At 34.6% G+C, this 15827-nt stretch carries 16 protein-coding genes; 15 read left to right on the top strand and 1 reads right to left on the bottom strand.

Annotated elements, in window-relative coordinates:
- Positions 1 to 52 precede the first annotated feature (52 nt).
- The gene (locus JNUCC52_RS09590) at positions 53 to 928 is read left to right on the top strand and encodes a helix-turn-helix domain-containing protein (RefSeq protein ID WP_337981981.1); all 876 of its coding nucleotides are present in this window, start codon (positions 53 to 55) and stop codon (positions 926 to 928) included.
- A gap of 122 nt (positions 929 to 1050) precedes the next feature.
- Positions 1051 to 1215, top strand: a complete 165-nt coding sequence (locus JNUCC52_RS09585) for a hypothetical protein (RefSeq protein ID WP_173477956.1) — start codon at positions 1051 to 1053, stop codon at positions 1213 to 1215.
- A gap of 54 nt (positions 1216 to 1269) precedes the next feature.
- Here JNUCC52_RS09585 and JNUCC52_RS09580 read toward each other — a convergent pair whose 3' ends face one another.
- The gene (locus JNUCC52_RS09580) at positions 1270 to 2103 is read right to left on the bottom strand and encodes an alpha/beta fold hydrolase (protein ID WP_337981980.1); all 834 of its coding nucleotides are present in this window, start codon (positions 2101 to 2103) and stop codon (positions 1270 to 1272) included.
- A 154-nt stretch (positions 2104 to 2257) separates the two neighbouring features.
- Between JNUCC52_RS09580 and JNUCC52_RS09575 the strand changes: the two genes are divergently transcribed.
- The 13 genes from JNUCC52_RS09575 (at position 2258) to JNUCC52_RS09515 (ending at position 15825) form a co-directional block, all read left to right on the top strand.
- Complete coding sequence (locus JNUCC52_RS09575) at positions 2258 to 2386, top strand: hypothetical protein (protein ID WP_255639661.1); 129 nt, start codon at positions 2258 to 2260, stop codon at positions 2384 to 2386.
- Between the two features lie 93 nt (positions 2387 to 2479).
- The gene (locus JNUCC52_RS09570) at positions 2480 to 3250 is read left to right on the top strand and encodes a hypothetical protein (RefSeq protein ID WP_337981979.1); all 771 of its coding nucleotides are present in this window, start codon (positions 2480 to 2482) and stop codon (positions 3248 to 3250) included.
- Positions 3247 to 4461: a YcaO-like family protein gene (locus JNUCC52_RS09565; protein WP_337981978.1), complete on the top strand. Its 1215-nt coding sequence runs from the start codon at positions 3247 to 3249 to the stop codon at positions 4459 to 4461. Before JNUCC52_RS09570 ends, JNUCC52_RS09565 begins: the two co-directional genes overlap by 4 nt.
- Before the next feature lie 12 nt (positions 4462 to 4473).
- Entirely contained in the window at positions 4474 to 5172 is a 699-nt protein-coding gene (locus JNUCC52_RS09560; RefSeq protein ID WP_337981977.1) for a SagB/ThcOx family dehydrogenase, read from the top strand.
- A complete protein-coding gene (locus JNUCC52_RS09555; RefSeq protein WP_228134383.1) occupies positions 5173 to 5973 on the top strand; it encodes an arylamine N-acetyltransferase in 801 nt (266 codons plus the stop codon).
- Entirely contained in the window at positions 5970 to 6737 is a 768-nt protein-coding gene (locus tag JNUCC52_RS09550) for a DUF2268 domain-containing putative Zn-dependent protease (protein WP_337981976.1), read from the top strand. Before JNUCC52_RS09555 ends, JNUCC52_RS09550 begins: the two co-directional genes overlap by 4 nt.
- A 65-nt stretch (positions 6738 to 6802) precedes the next feature.
- Positions 6803 to 7978 carry an MFS transporter gene (locus JNUCC52_RS09545; RefSeq protein WP_337982207.1) on the top strand — a complete coding sequence of 392 codons (1176 nt, stop codon included), beginning with the start codon at positions 6803 to 6805 and terminating at the stop codon, positions 7976 to 7978.
- 385 nt (positions 7979 to 8363) lie between these two features.
- Positions 8364 to 8807 carry a cyclic-di-AMP-binding protein CbpB gene (gene cbpB, locus JNUCC52_RS09540; protein ID WP_337981975.1) on the top strand — a complete coding sequence of 148 codons (444 nt, stop codon included), beginning with the start codon at positions 8364 to 8366 and terminating at the stop codon, positions 8805 to 8807.
- Positions 8808 to 8875: 68 nt separating this feature from the next.
- Positions 8876 to 9763: a transcriptional regulator CcpC gene (gene ccpC / locus JNUCC52_RS09535; protein ID WP_173478122.1), complete on the top strand. Its 888-nt coding sequence runs from the start codon at positions 8876 to 8878 to the stop codon at positions 9761 to 9763.
- Between the two features lie 394 nt (positions 9764 to 10157).
- Positions 10158 to 12548 (top strand): DUF8725 domain-containing protein, encoded by a 2391-nt coding sequence (locus tag JNUCC52_RS09530; RefSeq protein WP_173477947.1) that lies wholly within the window; start codon positions 10158 to 10160, stop codon positions 12546 to 12548.
- Positions 12548 to 13483 (top strand): ABC transporter ATP-binding protein, encoded by a 936-nt coding sequence (locus JNUCC52_RS09525; RefSeq protein ID WP_173477946.1) that lies wholly within the window; start codon positions 12548 to 12550, stop codon positions 13481 to 13483. Before JNUCC52_RS09530 ends, JNUCC52_RS09525 begins: the two co-directional genes overlap by 1 nt.
- Positions 13480 to 14325 (top strand): ABC transporter permease, encoded by an 846-nt coding sequence (locus tag JNUCC52_RS09520; RefSeq protein WP_173477945.1) that lies wholly within the window; start codon positions 13480 to 13482, stop codon positions 14323 to 14325. The genes JNUCC52_RS09525 and JNUCC52_RS09520 overlap by 4 nt, the downstream gene beginning before the upstream one ends.
- 12 nt (positions 14326 to 14337) lie before the next feature.
- The gene (locus tag JNUCC52_RS09515) at positions 14338 to 15825 is read left to right on the top strand and encodes a DUF8809 domain-containing protein (RefSeq protein WP_337981974.1); all 1488 of its coding nucleotides are present in this window, start codon (positions 14338 to 14340) and stop codon (positions 15823 to 15825) included.
- Positions 15826 to 15827 lie beyond the last annotated feature (2 nt).

The raw sequence follows: 15827 nt of genomic DNA, 5'->3' as shown, positions 1-15827 counted from the left end.
AGTGATTAGGGAAGTATAAGAACCAAATATACTGTAGAAGAAAAGGAGAATTATGTTAGAACTTATTTCAAGTAAAATAAAAGAAGCACGTAAGGATAAAGGCATTACACAAGCCGAGCTGGCAGATGGAATTTGTACGCAGGCGATGATAAGTAATTTTGAAAAAGGTGAAAGTGTACCATCTAGTATAGTGTTATTTAAAATTTCTCAAAAATTAAAGTTAGATATTAACTACTTCTTCGGACAAAATTCAATGAAAACTCACCATGATGATAATGAGGAAACAAAAAAACTAATAAGGAAACTAATTAGAAATCGAGATTATCAAGCGATAAACTATATTGTCAAAACTGAAAAAGAAAAGGCGAATTTTAGCAGCAATGAAGACAAACAGTTTTTACTATGGCATGAGGGCATATGTGATTTTTATTTAAATAAAGATAGTGTAAACGCTATAGATATATTAAACACTGCATTAAAATTAACTGGTAAAGAAAATTACACTGAGCAAACTATTAGTATAAATAATAGTATTGCGATCATTTATTTTGAAGTACAACAGTATGAAAATTCTTTAGAGTTCTTCCAAAAATGCAAATCGGAATACGATTTAAGTAATTTAAAAGATAGTGTTTTAAAGATTAGGATTTTATATGGTCTATCTAAAACGTTAGTTGCTTTAAAAAGAGAAGAAGAAGCTATTTTGGAATGTAAAAAGGCAATTAAAATCTGTGTTACAGAAGAGTCACTATATTTATTGGGAGAGCTTTATTTCCAAATAGGTAGAAACTTAGTTATTTTAGATAGGGTCAAGGAGTCAGAACAATATTTTGAGAAAGCGCAGCATATTTTTGAAATTGAAGGAAACTATGAATTCCTTGATGTGATAGAAAAAGTAAAATTGGATTATTTCACTGAAAAACGATAACAATAATGGATTCCTGATTGCAATCTGCTATCGGGAATTTTTTAATAAAAAATATTTATATAAAAATACTTATTGAAAAAATCAAAATATTTATGTATAATATTTCAAAAGGAGGGTAATATATGAAGAAAATAATAGCGCAATTTTTAGTAGTATCTACTCTTTTCGTAACTTTTATTAGTGGACCAACAACTACGCCGACAGCAATGGTGGATAGTCCGAAAAATATTGAAGTAGTCAATATAATAGAAGTTCTGGATATACCTGATTTACCTAGCCAACACTAATCCTATGTTGAAAAGAAGCTATTCCTCCTATACGTGGGGGAATAGCTTCTTTCTTTATTTAGTAGACTTAACGAAATGATGAAATGCCTCTTCTTCTTCAACAAAAGGGTTATGACTACTTTTTTCAAATATCGTTAAGCTAGAATGGTTAATTGCCCTGGCAATTTCTTCAGAAAAAACTAAAGGGCATTGTGTATCAAACCTTCCGCAATAAATAAAAGCAGGTATGTTTATTGCTTTTAATCTATCAGTGACATCATAGTCTTTTAATTCAGTAGTTATAAAATAATCTAATCTTTTGTTTACTGCCTTTCCACTATTAGGTCGAGACATTATGCGGTCATAATCTTCTTTTTTATAAAAGGACATTAGATTCCACTCTTTATTTAACGCTCTTCGTTGTTCTAAAGTTTTAGAAGGATCTTTAAGAAGTTTTAAAATTTCTAATAACCTCGAATTATACGGATTACTCTTGCAATATATGCTATCTGGATGCGACATATATTTTGACGATGCGGACAAACCACCTACTATAATTTTTTGTAAAGAATTAGGATTCGTTATGGCATAAGTTAAACCTAACATACCACCAGCAGAATGCCCTGCAAAGCTCCATTGTGAAAAGCCTAGTGCAATTCTGATAGCTTCCAAATCTTTAACACTATTCATAAAACTAAAGTCATCAGGTGATGTTGAATCAATAGAGTTTCCGCAGCCCCTTAAATTAATTAAATAGACCGTATAGTATTTAGTAAATGGAGCAGCAAAGATATTGCCCTTACTATTAAACTCTGTATATTGATGTGTAATACATATTGGTTTTCCACTGCCCATTTGAAAATACTCAAAGTTACCTCGAGGGGTTTCAATCATATTTTGTGTCCACATAAGGTTCCTCCAATTGTTTTTTCTAATTATAACACTAATGTAATAAATTTATTTATAAAATACTATTTAAAATAAATAATTTTATAATTTAATAAATAAACTTATTGTAAAAATATTAAAAATTAGTATAATTATTTACAAGGAGGTGTTAAATATGAAATTAACAATTAAAAGTGTAGATGTTCAAGCATTAAACACAAAAACTACAAAAGATTCACAACAATTACTTCAAGCTGGTTGCTGTTGTGGAGGTGGAAGTGAAGCTCGTCCATTAAAAAAATAAGAGCAAATATTTTCGTACCATCTAGATATAAAAATTTAAAAAAAGTAGCGAATTTTAAATTTGCTACTTTTTTGCAACTTTGAGGTGATAAATATGTATATTCAATCAAACGGGGAACTACAACGTTTATCTGAAAAGCTAATATTTATTAATGATAGAGTAGGTTATGAGATAGATGGAGAAGGTGTAACAAATTTTAATGAACTATTTCCTTATTTAACAGGAACAATTCCTTTGACAAAAATAAGTGAATTAGTGCATATGGAAGAACATGAATTATTGAATAATATAAGTGATTTAGAGAAAGTTGGGATTGTGTCCATTAATGAAGCACCATTGTTGAAAGTAAGCATAGTTTCTGGAAGTTTAAAAAGTGAGAAGTTACAACGAATTTTTGACATTCCTACTTTAAATCAAATTATTACTTGTACAACTTTAGAAAATATCTCTATAGAAAATACAGACATTGTAATAGCACTTGATAATGATGGTAGTAGTTTTTTTTCACAGGTACATAGACGTTTAAGAGCGATTGAAGTCCCATGGTTAAAGTATTCCTTTAGCTATTCTAAAATTTTTATGGGACCAATTTTCTTTCCTGATGGGGGTCCTTGTTACAATTGCTTCGAAAAACGTCTTAGTAGAGCAGAAGAAGAGCCTATAAAAAATAAAAGTTTAGGCAATTTAGATGCTTTTCTAGCACCTTTTATGGAGAAAGAATTATTAAAGTATTGTAGAGCGAAAACGCCAACACTTTGTTTTAATACTGAAATCGTCTTTGATGTGGAGGAACTTGAAATTAAAAAATACCCTGTATTCCAAATGCCTGACTGTGAGTATTGTAGGGGTGAGGTTAGTTTATGAGTAATCAAATAATCATTGAGGATACTTTAAGAGCAAGCTTTATTTCAACAATAAACGAAATTCACCCATTGCCAGGGTCACCAAGATTATTTCGCTATTTAGCAGTCATTAATGGGGATCATCATTTAAGTAGCGGCTCTGGCTTTTCAATAAATAAGGAGTATGCTCGGTCTGCTGCAATTGGGGAGAGTATTGAGAGGTATTGTGCTAATCAGTTTCATATGAAAGACATTTATGTCGGTAAATATGCTGATATTCGCCATCAGGCACTTAACCCAACAATCATTACTCGATATACAGAAGAACAATACAAAAATAATACGAAGTACAAAGAGGTCAACTTTCATGAAGAGAGAACATGGGTTGAGGCTAAAGATGTCGTAGATAATAAAAAAATATTAGTTCCATTTGAACTCATTTTTTTAGCATCACCGCCTAATCATTTACCATTACGGGATTTAATTTCTACTGGATTGGCGTGTGGTCAAAATTTAGAGAAGGCGGTATTAAGTGGCTTTAATGAGTGTATAGAACGCGATGCGTTTATTCAATTTTGGTTGCTTGGATGTGTTAGAGGAGAAATCGATTTAAATACGGTTCACAACGAATATATAAAAAGGCTATTAGAGCTTGCGGAAAATAGCAACCTACAATTGCGTCTGTATGATATTACTACTGATTTAGAAGTTCCTACAATATTAACTGTTGTAAAAGTTAAAGGGAATGCTGGATTTTACTTAGGTTGTGCTAGCTCACTTGAATATTTGCAAGCTATAAGAAAGTCATTAGAAGAGGGTTTGGGAGGATTTTCTATTTATTATGAGCTAATTCATCACTATGAAGAACCAATTCCTAAAAAACTTGACCATACATCGACTTTAGATGATCATCCGCTATATTATTTAGCTGGCAATAATGATGAAATTTTATCGCAACTACTGCCTAGTTCTTTACCTAAAATTGCTGTCAAAAACCATCGTATGCAATTTACTGATGCAGTCGAAAGGATAAATCGTCTAGGTCATAAAATATATTTTAGCGAAATTACAACTGAAGATGTAAAACAAATGGGATTATCCGTTGTAAGGGTGATAATACCCACTTTGTGTTTTCTCTCAATTAATGATCCTCTACTCAATTGTCTAAGATTACAAGAAACAGCTTCTAAATTAGGGAGAAAAATAAATCTAGAACCACACCCATTTCCATAAGGAGGGCTTTATTTGAAAGATTCATATATATACGAGTTTTATCATAACAATTCAAAAAACTATCTTTCGCAAATTTTAAATGCTCCGGGGAAAAGTTTTACTATAGATAGTAACGGCAAACATTATCCACTTAGTAATAAAAATTATGGTGATGTACCGAATGTGAACGGTACTATAACGAGTTCTTTTAGAAATTATGAACAAGTGGATTTAACAATGGAAGTACTTTTACAAATACTAAAAAAGAGTTACTTTTTAGAGAAAAAGGGGGATGAAATTAAATCTTTAACCCCCTCAGCAGGTGGTTTATATCCAATTGAAATGTATGTACTAACATCTGCTAGTCATTATTTAAAAGGAACTTATCATTATCTTAGATCAGAAGCAAAGCTAAATTATATTCGTGATGCAATCCCGTTTGACTCATTTCTACCGATTAATAATAGTTTTGTTTATAGTGCTTCCTTTGTCATAGTAATGACGGCAAGAATGGAAGAAATAATTAATAAATATGGCGCTAGAGGATATAGATACGCCCTTCTTGAAGCGGGGCATATAGGTCAAAATATTTCGAGGGCAGTGTTAGATAATCCAAATTTAGGTTGTTGTGCTATTGGTGGCTTTTATGATGACAAATTACATCGTGCACTAAATCTACCGTTAGATGAAGTGCCGTTATATTTATATTGTATTGGTCAAAAGGGGGGATAGATGATGGCATATAAAGAATATTTAAGGTTATTAAACATTGATGAATCTATGCTTTTACAACTGCCGCGTTTTGAGTTACTTTCACGAATTATTTTAAATCACCAGTTAGCAATACCATTCGATACAGTTAGAAAATTTCAAGATTATAATGCTAAAAAAACTGTAAAAGAGAATTATGCAGATGTGAATAAATATATTGAATCTGTTCGTGAAAATGGTTATGGAGGGACCTGCTTTCATCTCACGTGGGGTCTTTATAATCTGTTACGTGCACTTCATTATGACGTACAAATAATTAAATTAGAGGAGCTACATTTTGCGTTAGTTGTCAGCTATGATGCAGAAGAGTATTACGTAGATGTTGGTTTTTGGGCACCGTTATTTAAGCCCTTTCCTTTAAGGGAAAATTGGATTGTAACTAATCATGTGCATTCTGTTGAATGGCGCTATGTACCTGAAACGCAAAGTGGTACTCTTCTATGTGGCGGAGAACCAGCAAAATGGTGGGATGGGCGTTTCCTAACTGTTAATGATTTTTGGTGCGAATGGGAAAATTCTATGCATGAAGACAATACATTTCTTCAAAATTTATATATTAATAAGTGGAAGAATCCAGAGACTTTTTTATTTCTAGTTAACAATAGCTATAAGGAATTTTACAAAGGGGAAAAAATTCAAGATATCCAATTTGACTATACAAATTCAGTAGAATTAAAGAACTTACTTGTCAGTAATTTTAAAGTGGATGGGAACGATTATATTTATTTATTGGACCAACATAATAAAAGCAAGATGAGGTGAGTGATATAGTTAATGTAATTAATTTAATTGACAAACCTATCGACGAGGTAAAAGAAAAGCTTGTTATATTTAGCTCAGCTTTCGATATCAATCAATTATCACAAACTGGTTTTAGTCAAATGATACATGATAAAAAGGAAAACTTATATAATGACATCGAACATGAAGTGGCGACTTATATTCAGTCAGCGAGTAACAATTTAATAGAAGTTCCTACGAATGTGTTCCTTCTCCCGTTAATTACGACAGATAGATTTTATTTAGAAAAAATGAACGGAATTTTGGCACATACAGATGGCACATCGAATATTTTTATGTATTTAAATGTTGATAAAAGGGTGGAGTCAAAATATATTCACAGTATTTCCTTCCATGAATACCAGCATGTTGTTCGCAATACAATCGTCAAAAAGAAAGATCCAAAAACTTTACTAGACGTAATAATAGATGAAGGTTGCTCAGAATTATTTGTAGAATATGCGCTGGGCAAAGACTATGTTGGAAGATGGGCAACAGCTATAAGTAACAATGAAATAGATCAGTATATAGGACGTTTTAAACATAAGCTTTCTTTAACGAAAGTGGATGAAATTCAAAAATTTATGTATGGTAATACGTTGGATTATCCATTGTGGTTAGGTTATACGATGGGATATTACATTGTTAATAAATTTATGAAGAAGGCACCCCAAACACAATTTGAGCATTTAATACGACTTAATCCTTATCAAATTTATTATAACTCTACTAGTATAGACAGGTGATTAACATTAAAATAAATACAATTTCGTCTATATGGAGAAAGTATCCCGATTTTAAAAGATTACAAATGTCCTCCATTTTTACGGGTTTAGGATCATGGATTTCGTTTATTGGGATGCTAGTGCTATTAGATAAAATAACACAAAATGGAATACAGTTAGGGTTATTATGGTCAATAAGTGGACTTGCACCTATTTTATTTAGCTTATTTACAGGGGTATTTGTAGATAGGGTAAATATTAGGAAGTTCATTGTATTGGCTGATTTTTTAAATGCAATGTTGTTTTTAGTTTATATATTTGTACCTCAATTAGATATGAAAATATCTTGGGTTTTATTTTTTGTTATTCGATTTATAATTGGTATTTCAAATTCGTTTTCCTCTATTGCCTCTCAAAAAGTAGTGAAAAATATCGTTAATGGAGAAGATTTAGTTGCTGCTAACTCTTTAAGTTATACAATTACAAGTGTTATAAGACTGACAGGTGCCTCAATTGGGGGACTAGTAATATCATTTTTCCCCCTTGAAATAGCATGGATTATTGCCTCATTCCTCTATCTAATATCAGCGGTTAATATTTATTTATGTAACTGGAAGCTTAGTGAGAAAATAAAAACTGAAAAGAATTTTAAAGAAGAATTTATAACGGGGTTAAAAGTGGTACAGCAAAATAAATTAGTAGGAATCGTCTTAATTTCTGCATTTTCAATGGGAATCATTATTGGGACATTCAATTTAATGCTTCAGCAATATGTAACGAATATCTATGAAATGCAAAATTACGGAATTAGTATTTTGTATTGTGCGGAAGGTTTCATCGCAATTATTGTTGGGTATAAAATAGCGCAGAAAAAATTTATGCTAAGCAATAAAATTAACTATAGCTTTATTTATGGCTTGATTGGATTAGGATGGATACTATTCGGTTTTACTAACGGGATATATCAAGGCATTCTTGCACTAATAATATTTTCAATCGGCGCAGCTATACTAGCTCCATTTGAAAGATATATTATGCAGACTCAAGTTCCAGAAAATCTACAGGGCAGAGTCTTTGGCTTGTGGAATACTGTTACATTGGCTGCAATTCAATTGGGTGCATTACTTACTGGTATCATTATCGAAGGGTTAGGTATCCGATTTGTCCCACTCATAAGTGGCACTCTGGAAATACTAACAGGCATTATATTTTTTATTATATTGGGTGTCAGGCACACAAAAAATTCTGAAAATTTAAGTTAACAGGAACAAATGTCCTTTCCATATGCGAATACATTGTAGAGAACAGGTGAAATGAATTTTGTATATGGAAAGAGGCCTTACTGGTTTAGTCGAAGGGTTATGAGGAAATTTTATTAGTAAACGACATAAAGTTATTTCAGCATTACATACATAAATAGATAGTACATTAAAATATGCATTATCTATTGTAAAACAGGAGAATATAAAATTATTCCTCCTAATACGCTTAGAACAGAAGAAGGTGTTAATGGGAAATGCCCATATTATGCGTTGTGTATAAAAAACTCTTCTTGACCTTGTCGTGGTCATATTCGGAAACATTGTGATATGATAAAAGAGAAGGATCCTGTTCTGCAAAGCAAGGACAGAAAAGGAGAAGAATTTCATGATTTCAACTAACAGCAAAGACTTATTAGCAATGCCAATTAGTGATTTTATTATTTCATCCGAAAAGGTCGCGCATGTACAAATTGGTAATAGTGCTGAGCATGCACTCCTTGTTCTAACACGTACGGGGTACTCATCAATACCTGTATTAGATTTAAAATATCGACTTCAAGGTTTATTGAGCATGAAAATGATTACCGAATCCATTCTAGGTCTCGAACATATTGAATATGAAAAATTACCAGATATTAAAGTGGATACAATAATGGAGCAAAATATAGCCGTTTTAAATATGACGGATACATTCCAACGCGCTTTAGATTTGGTTATTAACCATGCATTTTTATGTGTTATAGATGAAGATGGTACATTTACAGGGATTTTAACAAGACGCGTTATTTTAAAGCAATTGAAAAAATATATCTATCAAAAAGAAAAGTAGTGTAAGAGGGAGCTCAGATGAAAATCATGAGGTCCCCCTTTACTTGTATTAGGAGGTTTAGGTAATTGATGGCAACAGAGGCGGAAATTTTGAAAGTTTTAGCTGAGGAACGTAATATGCGTAAGGCAGCGGAGCGGTTGTTTTTATCGCAGCCTGCACTTTCACAACGGTTGCAATCGATTGAAAAAGATTGGGGTGCACAGCTTTTTATTCGTTCACAAAAGGGTCTAACAGCCACACCAGCAGGGGAGCATGTTATTGCCTATGCAACAGATATGCTCACTAAAAAAGAGGAAATCTTTGAAATGATTCAATCCTTAACGACAAAAGTTAATGGGACTTTAAAGATTGCTTGTGCTTCAATTGTTGGACAAAACTGGTTGCCCCAAATATTAAAGGACTTTGTGACAAAATATCCTGAAGCTAAAATTTCACTTATGACTGGCTGGAGCTCAGAAATTGTAAAAGCTTTATATGAAGGAGAAGCCCATGTCGGAATTGTGCGTGGGCAGGTCGATTGGAAAGGTGAAAAGATTCATCTTTTCCGAGATACATTGTACTTAGTCGATCAGGAATTAAAAACAGTTGAAGATGTGTTAACGACTGATCGCCCTTTTATTCAATTCAAAAGTGATTCGAATTATTATCAAGAAATACAGCAATGGTGGCAACAGCATTTTGCTTCAAATCCAAGAAGACAAATTTTAGTGGACCAAATTGAAATATGTAAGCAGATGGCGCTAAATGGCATAGGCTATGCTATTTTACCGTCCATTACTTTAAATGAGCATGATAATATCAATAAAATCGCACTAACAAACGATGAAAAAGAATTCGGTTTAACTAGAGATACATGGTTAATTGGCTATGAGTCTTCATTCGAATTACGACAAGTGGAGGCATTTGTAGAAGTCGTACAAGATCATGCGCGATGTCTGTTTGATTATACAAAATAAATAACCCAATGCTAAAAGGGTCTGGGACAAAAAGTGTTAGATTGATTTCAGTCAATCTAACACTTTTTTGCAATACCTAATAAAAAGGAGAACTACGAAATACTTTCTTCTGCCAAAGAAAAAATTTAGCAGAGCACACTAGTTGATGGTAGCGAAGGCGGTGACTCCTGCGGGAACGCACAGAACGTAAGACGCAACAAGCCGCGCGTTAGCGAGGGTTGCGGCTTACGTGTGTGCCCGCGGAAAGCATCCGCCGAAGCGGACATCAACAATAGCTCCCTAAATCTTAAGAGTTTATGAATATTCATGAAGATATCATAAGAAATGGAACAAAATGCCCGATAAAACGTATAATTATGTAATCATCTAAAAGTAAGAAAAAGGGGTTGAGCTTTTGAAAAAAATAAATATTACAGTACTAATATTACTATTAATGCTTGTTGTAGGTTATGCTCTGCCTGTCTCCGAGGCGAGTGCAGCACCTACTTTAGAGGTACAAGCTAAGGCAGGAATTTCAGGAAAGGCTAAATATCAATCCGTTACACCATTGCAAGTAACAGTAAAAAATAATGGTGCTGATTTTTCGGGTGATATGGCCATCAATGCCTTTAATTCTTATCAGGCTGCATCAGCACTAGTCGTTCCAATTGATATAGCGGCTGGTGAGGAAAAAACATTCACATTATATTTAGACAGCCTAGCTGACTACGGCTATTCCGATGCCGACTTATTTGCCTTTTATGAGGGCGATATTGAAAAAGGGAAAAAGGTTGCTTATAAAGGAACAAAACGTTTGCAAGCTAATTTCTTAGAAGCAAATTCCACATTTGTTTATACGCTAACAGATAAAAGTGACCGTTTATCAGCATATTTGCGATTATCTCAATTTGCACCATCCACTAGTGTTGAAGTGTTTAATTTAAATCAATTAAAAGACTATACATTACCAGAGGTTGCGCAAGGCTTTGCGATGGCGAATATCATTGCAGTAGATGAGATAGCCATTGCTGATTTATCACCAAAACAACAGGAAGCGTTATTAAAATGGGTACAAGATGGCGGTACATTATTACTTGGAGGCGCTGAGCAGATTAATGAAACAGCGGGCGTTTTTAAAGACTATTTACCACTTTCATTATCTCAACAAACGGCAAGCGTCTCAGCAGATAGCTTAACAAAATTATCTGGAGGCGGCATTTTCACGCAAGCAATCCCTGTTTATACAGCAACAGAAAACAAAGGAAGTATTCCTGTATTAAAGGATAATAATATTATACTAGCAGCTAAGAAACAGGTTGGTAGTGGAGAGGTTGTACAAACAACGTTCTCTTTAGGAGATCAACCTCTAGCATCAATGGATGGCTATGCGGCGTTAACAGCGAAAATGCTAGATATTCAAACAATGTCTCAGCAAACGCAAATGCAAGGTCAATCTACGATGGATCAGCTATCCTATGAGCTAGGTAGTATAAATGAGTTATTCCCATCATTTGAAGTGTCTGTTAGCTATATGCTTATCGTCATCATTCTTTATATTTTAGTAATTGGTCCACTCCTTTACTTCGTTCTAAAGAAAATGGATAAACGAGAGCATGCTTGGTGGGTAATACCTGCTATTTCTGTTGTCCTATCAATCGCATTATTTATATTTGGTGCAAAAGATCGTATAGTACAGCCACAAGTTCAACAATCCGCATTTTTTAAAGTAAATGAAGATAGTAGTGTAAATGGTTATTATGTAGAATCCATTTTAACCAATCGAAGTGGTGATTTTGTTGTGAATGCAGATAATAACACCTCTGCATTAGCATTCCGCAATAACTATAATCTTACTGGTACAGCGGGTTCATTACATGAATCTTCGTACATTAAGGAGCACGCAAATGGCTCTACATTAACATTACGTGATTTAAGCTACTGGTCCGTACAATCTTTTGGAGGGAAAACAGCAGCGCAAAATATTGGTAAAATGGATGTTGATATTACATTAAAAGATGAAAAGCTTTCTGGAACAGTTAAAAATAACTTCCCGTTTGCTCTAAAGGATGTCACGGTCATATCAGGTACGAAAGAAGTGAAGCTTGGTGATATTGAGCCAAATGCTACACTGAAGGTAGATCAAGAGATGAAAACAACGGTTCTTCAAAAGCCTTCAAACTTTAATAATTATAATTATGATTATCCAAAGAAGAAGGAAGAAGTTGACCCACTACGTATAGATCGCATGAAGTCTCAAGCACTTCTTTTAGTAGAAAATGAAAAACAACCTGTCATTACTGCATGGGCGGAACAAGCTATTGTTGGCGTAGAACTTGACACAAGCGTCAAAATGTCGCCTATTTCCTATTTTGTACAGCCATTCGATGGAAAAGTTGAAATGTCTGGTCCGTTTACGATGAAACGTAACAACTTTTCGTATAATTTGAGTCCACAATCATCAAATGCTTATTTCGATAAAATAGATGAGCAGTTGAATACGTGGTACATGCAAGACGGCTTATATGAATTATCAATAGAGATGCCAGATAACTTTATGAGCTTCGTTCAATCTTTAAATGAGCTCACAATTTCTAATAAAGATGTGAAACGTATGCAGCTGTCAATTTGGAATAATACAACGAGTGCCTATGAGCCATTAGTTGATACAAAGCAGGTGTTTACAAAAGATATTACCCAGTATTTCAATGATAAGGGTGAACTGCTTTTAGAAATTAAATTTGGACCAGATCAAACTGGAGAGCAGACAAAATTACCTGAAATAGAGCTGAAAGGAGTGGCGAAGTAATGATTGAAATTCGTGATTTAACAAAAAAATATGGCTCCTTCATAGCACTAGATCATTTAAATCTGTCATTGGAGGAAGGGGTAGTGTTTGGTTTTGTAGGTGCCAATGGTGCTGGGAAATCGACAACATTTTCGATTTTAGCAACATTGCTTTCCCCTACTTCAGGCGATGCATTGATTAATGGAAAAAGTGTTATTAAGGAACCAAAAGAAGTTCGTAAACAAATAGGCTATATGCCAGATTTCTTCGGTGTCTACGATCAACTAAAGGTAGACGAATATTTAGATTTTTATGGTGCGAGCTATGGCATTGGCATACAGGAGCGTAAAGTATTAATACCGCAGTTACTAGAGCTCGTCAATTTAACAAATAAACGTTTTGAATATGTAGATTTACTATCGCGAGGAATGAAGCAGCGTCTATGTTTAGCAAGAGCCCTCATCCATGATCCAAAGGTATTAATCTTGGATGAGCCTGCTTCAGGATTAGATCCACGTGCACGCGTAGAAATGCGTGATATATTACGAAATTTAAAATCCATGGGGAAAACCATTTTAATCTCCTCGCATATTTTGCCAGAGCTAGCTGAAATGTGTGATGAAATTGGCGTTATAGATAATGGGAAGCTGATTGCTCATGGCAATGTTGCTTCTATTCAAGCGCAGTTACAAGGAGAAAAACGCATTGTCATAAAGGTTTCGGATAGATTAAACGATGTACGTGCATTTTTGGAGGAAGATCCACTTATTTCTTCAATAGATGTGATCGACAATCGATTGGAAATTGCCTTTAATTATCGTGGAACAGACCGCGATCAAATTATGCTACTGAAAAAAGCAATGCTTGCGGATTTACCAATTTATGCATTAAGTGAGGAAGAAAAAGATTTAGAGGATGTCTTTATGGCCATTACGAAGGGAGCGGACAATCAATGATGGAAAGGTTTTATAACCCCGTACTCGTGAAAGAATTGAAGTTACGCTTCCGTTCTTTTAAAAGCTTTTCAGGTTTAATGTTTTATCTAGCGGTGATTTGTATTTTTATCGCAGGGTTTTTACTGCTGACGACTGGATTTACTGGCAGAGGCTTCTTTAGACCTGATACGAGCTTTATGATGTTTGCCGTACTGACAATTTTACAAATGGCACTCGTTCTTTTCATTACCCCAAGTTTAACTGCAGGGGCAATTAGTAGTGAACGAGAAAAGCAAACATTAAATATTTTGCTAACAACGACACAAAGTTCAACACAAATTATTATTGGTAAATTATTATCATCAGTGGCGTTTTTAGTATTAATGTTAATCGCAGGGCTACCGTTGTATAGTTTAGTATTTTTATTTGGTGGTGTATCACCTTCACAGCTTATTTCAATCTTTTTATTTTACTTATTAACAGTCGTTGCAATTGGCAGCATTGGAGTTATGTTTTCAACTATTACGAAGAAAACCATTGTTGCCATGATAGCTACGTATGGCTCTATCATTTTTTTAGGAGGAATTACAGCGTTTTTCTTCTTCCTATCAATGGCATTCCATCAAATGGGGAATACGATCGCAACAAGTACTTCATTTATGACATACTTTTGGGCATCTATTAATCCAGGAGCTTTAATGCTTACACTGATTTCTCCATCTATGGGAGATGCGTTAACAGAGCTAAGCGGAGTAGAATTCCCTGTATGGATTACCTATTTAGTAATTTATATTTTAATTATCGTGTTAAGTTTATCGATTGCGATTAAAAAATTACGTGCCAATATGAAGAGTAATCGATGAGGAGGAAACAGCATGGAGCGTCGACAGCAATTACGAAAATTTATTCAGCGTGCACAAAGTAGTTTAACTTTTGAGAGAAGTCTTCCAATTGCACAGTACGGGTTGTTTTTAGCATTGCTTACGAGTGCTTCACTCGTCCTTATATCAAGATTATTTGTATGGCCTTATTACCGTCAGATTGCTGTTGCTACCTTTATTATAGGCATACTTGCTACTGTTATTTTAATGTGGTGGCGGCGTGTGAAAGAGAAGGAAGCATTGCATGCGCTTGATCATTACTTTTCTCATAATGAATTAGTAACCGCACTATCTTTTAAAGATGATAAAGACCCACTCGTGCAGTCTTTACTTGCGAAAGCAATGCAAAAGTCGGATAAAGCATATACAGAATTTAAAGGTCGAAAAAAGAATTTGTTTCGTCCTAAGGCATTCGTCGGACTTTTTGTGACAGCTGTCGTATTAGCAATACTTTATATGTTCCCAGCTGCAACGCAAATCGAGGCGATTGAAGTTGAAAAAGAAAAAGCGGTTATTGAGGACATTAAAAAAGAAGTTGCCAAGTTAGAGAAAAAAGCAGAGACAAAAGAAGTGAAAGAGCAGTTAAAAGAATTACAAAATACATTAAAAGAAACACAAACAGCGGAAGAAGCGTTACGTGAAGTTGTGAAAAAGCAGAAGGAATTAGCTCTAAAAGAACAGCAATTAAAAGATAAGCAAACAGCGAGTAATGAAGGCGCTGCAGACAATAACAATGATGCATTATCAAAAGAGGAAATCGCCCAGTTAAAAGAGCTTGCTCAGATGCAGCAACAGCTTACACAAAGTGCAAATACAACACAAACTGCAATGAGCAATCTAGGTAAACCAGCAAGCAATACGTTACAAAATGCGATTGCTAGTGCGAATAGTACAAATAATAACAAGCAAAGTAATGCCAATGCTAATCAAACTTCGGGTAACGCTCAGCCAAATAGTCAACAAGGGCAAGCGGGACAGCAAGGGCAAAATAATTCACAAAATGGTTCCCAACAAGCAACAGGCAATGGGCAATCACAAGGCAATCAGCAAGGCCAGGGTCAAGGACAAGGACAGAGCCAGGGACAAGGCCAAGGCCAAGGACAGGGCCAAGGTCAAGGACAGGGGCAAGGTCAAGGGCAAGGTCAAGGACAGGGTCAAGGGCAAGGACAAGGACAAGGAAGCGGCTCTGGTTCTGGTTCTGGAAAAGGTGCGGGGAGCGGTCAAGGTAGCCGCAACTTATTAACTACACCTAGACTTGGTGGAACTAATGAAACGTCTGTTGATAGTGGGCAATTAGGGGACGGTTCGCATGTATCGGAGCAACAAGGAAATGGACCGATTACGAAAGGTTCTATCCGACCGTATGAAGAAGTAATTGGCTCGTATAAAGATAGCTATTTAGAAAGCTCTGAGCGTTTACAATTGCCGAAGGATTTACAACAAGTCGTGCAATCTTATTTCACGACTATTGAGCAGCAGTAGGA

This window comes from Lysinibacillus sp. JNUCC-52 (assembly GCF_015999545.1).
Classification (GTDB): domain Bacteria; phylum Bacillota; class Bacilli; order Bacillales_A; family Planococcaceae; genus Lysinibacillus.
Note: the sequence above shows the minus strand (reverse complement) of the source record. Positions and strands in the feature narration are given on the sequence as shown.

Bases quoted from the DNA above. Each gene is read 5' to 3' on its own strand.
- JNUCC52_RS09565 (WP_337981978.1), top strand. From the start codon at position 3,247: ATGAGTAATCAAATAATCATTGAGGATACTTTAAGAGCAAGCTTTATT.
- JNUCC52_RS09575 (WP_255639661.1), top strand. From the start codon at position 2,258: ATGAAATTAACAATTAAAAGTGTAGATGTTCAAGCATTAAACACAAAA.
- JNUCC52_RS09590 (WP_337981981.1), top strand. From the start codon at position 53: ATGTTAGAACTTATTTCAAGTAAAATAAAAGAAGCACGTAAGGATAAA.
- JNUCC52_RS09570 (WP_337981979.1), top strand. From the start codon at position 2,480: ATGTATATTCAATCAAACGGGGAACTACAACGTTTATCTGAAAAGCTA.
- cbpB (WP_337981975.1), top strand. From the start codon at position 8,364: ATGATTTCAACTAACAGCAAAGACTTATTAGCAATGCCAATTAGTGAT.
- JNUCC52_RS09520 (WP_173477945.1), top strand. From the start codon at position 13,480: ATGATGGAAAGGTTTTATAACCCCGTACTCGTGAAAGAATTGAAGTTA.
- JNUCC52_RS09525 (WP_173477946.1), top strand. From the start codon at position 12,548: ATGATTGAAATTCGTGATTTAACAAAAAAATATGGCTCCTTCATAGCA.
- JNUCC52_RS09545 (WP_337982207.1), top strand. From the start codon at position 6,803: ATGTCCTCCATTTTTACGGGTTTAGGATCATGGATTTCGTTTATTGGG.
- JNUCC52_RS09555 (WP_228134383.1), top strand. From the start codon at position 5,173: ATGATGGCATATAAAGAATATTTAAGGTTATTAAACATTGATGAATCT.
- ccpC (WP_173478122.1), top strand. From the start codon at position 8,876: ATGGCAACAGAGGCGGAAATTTTGAAAGTTTTAGCTGAGGAACGTAAT.
- JNUCC52_RS09580 (WP_337981980.1), bottom strand. From the start codon at position 2,103: ATGTGGACACAAAATATGATTGAAACCCCTCGAGGTAACTTTGAGTAT.
- JNUCC52_RS09515 (WP_337981974.1), top strand. From the start codon at position 14,338: ATGGAGCGTCGACAGCAATTACGAAAATTTATTCAGCGTGCACAAAGT.
- JNUCC52_RS09585 (WP_173477956.1), top strand. From the start codon at position 1,051: ATGAAGAAAATAATAGCGCAATTTTTAGTAGTATCTACTCTTTTCGTA.